The following is a 1,723-nucleotide window of genomic DNA, read 5'->3' as shown; positions in this document are numbered from 1 at the left end:
GTCGGCCAGTTCCTGAACCTCTCTTCCTTCGCCGAACAGATCCTCGTCCATGAGAACGCGCTATGCGCAGTCGACAAGGATATGCCAATGGACAAGGCCTGCCTGATCGGGTGCGGCGTCATTACCGGTGTCGGGTCAGTCTTTCATTCCGCCAAGGTCGAGCCGGGTTCCACGGTTGCCGTCCTCGGCTGTGGCGGCGTCGGGCTTGCCGCGATCAATGGCGCAGCCATCGCAGGCGCCAGCCGTATCATCGCGGTAGACCTGTCAGACGAGAAACTCCAGATGGCTGTCCGTTTCGGCGCGACCGACACCGTCAATCCAGGCAAGGTCAATGCGATCGAGGCCGTCAAGGAACTCACCAAGGGCGGCGTCCACTACTCCTTCGAATGCGTCGGCCTGAAACAGACGGCTGAACAGGCCTACCACATGCTGCGGCCACGCGGCGTGGCAACCGTGATCGGCATGATTTCGCCCGGCGTTAACATCGAGATCCCCGGCATTGAATTGCTTGCGACAGAAAAACGCCTGCAGGGGGCGATCATGGGGTCTAACCGGTTCCGGGTGGATTTCCCGCGCCTGATCGAACTGTACAGACAGGGCAAGCTGCACCTTGATGATCTTGTCTCTGACCGGATCGGTCTTGAGGGGATCACCGGCGCCCTCCAGAACCTCAAGGACAACAAGGGCACGGTCGCGCGGCAGGTGGTCGTGTTCGACTAGGCTTCGGAACTGCCCGGCTCGCCCGGCATTGTTGTGATCACTGAGCATGATCACAGCAGAAAGCGGGCCTTGATGTCGGAGAGTTTGGAATGGATCGCAATGGGCACCGGCATTGTCGCGGCCATCATGGTGTCGGCCGATCTTGGGCGACGCATTACCGGCTTCGCCTTTATCGTGTTTGCAGTCTCTTCCACATGCTGGGTCATGATCGGCCTCTCGGATGACGAGGCCCCGCTCATGTACCAGAACATTGTCCTGACCGTGATCAACTTCATCGGCATCTACCGCTGGCTGATCCTCAAGAAGGAATCAGGCTAGAGTCCGAACCGGCCCGGATTGTCCCGGATCAGGGCTTCGAGTTTCGGCATGCCGTCTTTCAGGCCCTTGGCAAGCTGTTTGGAGACAATTCCGCCCAGGATCAGCGGCGCACTGGCCTTGCCCGCCCAGCGCAGCTCGCAGCCTTCCGGCGTTTCAACGACGACATAGTCCTCAACCGCGGCCGAGACCGGCAGCGTCGACTTTTCAAACCGGAAAGCCATCCGCTTGCCCTCTTCCCAGGCAAAGAAGGTTTCCTCGACTTTCTGGTCCCCGATCTCGACGGTGCGCGTGGTCCCGACCCCGAACGGCTCCGGGCTCGTCCAGACCACGTTCGTAATCGGCAGCCATTCCGTCCATGCCTCTGCGTCCAGCAAGGCGGCCCAGACGGCGGACGCCGGAAATGGGAATGCATGTGCGACCCGCAGTTTCGGACTCACCGTCGCGAGATAGTCTTCGCCGACCGGCTTGTGCTGTTTCAGTGACTTGGCCATTCAGCCCTCCCCTCTTCCTGATTTCAGGCAGGATGGAAGCGCACCGAACGACCTGTCAAACCGTGCCGCCACGGCAGCACAGGACAGACCCTTGGCATTAGATCAGTCCCGCAGCAGTTCGTTGACACCGGTCTTTGAGCGGGTCTGGGCGTCGACGGTCTTGACGATGACGGCGCAGGCGAGGCTCGGGCCGC

The 1,723-nt window shown here is 60.9% G+C and carries 3 protein-coding genes and 1 pseudogene; 2 read left to right on the top strand and 2 right to left on the bottom strand.

Annotated features, from left to right (window positions below; genetic code table 11):
* A partial coding sequence (locus tag B4F73_RS11265; protein ID WP_290481258.1) for a zinc-binding dehydrogenase occupies positions 1–720 on the top strand: 720 nt, incomplete at its 5' end.
* A gap of 72 nt (positions 721–792) precedes the next feature.
* Entirely contained in the window at positions 793–1,038 is a 246-nt protein-coding gene (locus tag B4F73_RS11260) for a hypothetical protein (protein ID WP_290480394.1), read from the top strand.
* Here the strand turns inward: B4F73_RS11260 and B4F73_RS11255 are convergent.
* Together B4F73_RS11255 and B4F73_RS16770 are read right to left on the bottom strand one after the other, a co-directional pair.
* The gene (locus tag B4F73_RS11255) at positions 1,035–1,529 is read right to left on the bottom strand and encodes an SRPBCC family protein (RefSeq protein WP_290480393.1); all 495 of its coding nucleotides are present in this window, start codon (positions 1,527–1,529) and stop codon (positions 1,035–1,037) included. The two genes, B4F73_RS11260 and B4F73_RS11255, sit on opposite strands and share 4 nt — an antisense overlap.
* A 102-nt stretch (positions 1,530–1,631) precedes the next feature.
* Positions 1,632–1,723: pseudogene (locus B4F73_RS16770) on the bottom strand (2,3,4,5-tetrahydropyridine-2,6-dicarboxylate N-succinyltransferase); the annotation flags it as partial.

Source organism: Hyphomonas sp. UBA3601 (genome assembly GCF_002375605.1).
Lineage (GTDB): Bacteria > Pseudomonadota > Alphaproteobacteria > Caulobacterales > Hyphomonadaceae > Hyphomonas.
This window is presented reverse-complemented; position numbering and strand designations above follow the sequence as displayed.

Coding starts and splice junctions, on each gene's coding strand:
- B4F73_RS11260 (WP_290480394.1), top strand. CDS start 793: ATGTCGGAGAGTTTGGAATGGATCGCAATGGGCACCGGCATTGTCGCG.
- B4F73_RS11255 (WP_290480393.1), bottom strand. CDS start 1,529: ATGGCCAAGTCACTGAAACAGCACAAGCCGGTCGGCGAAGACTATCTC.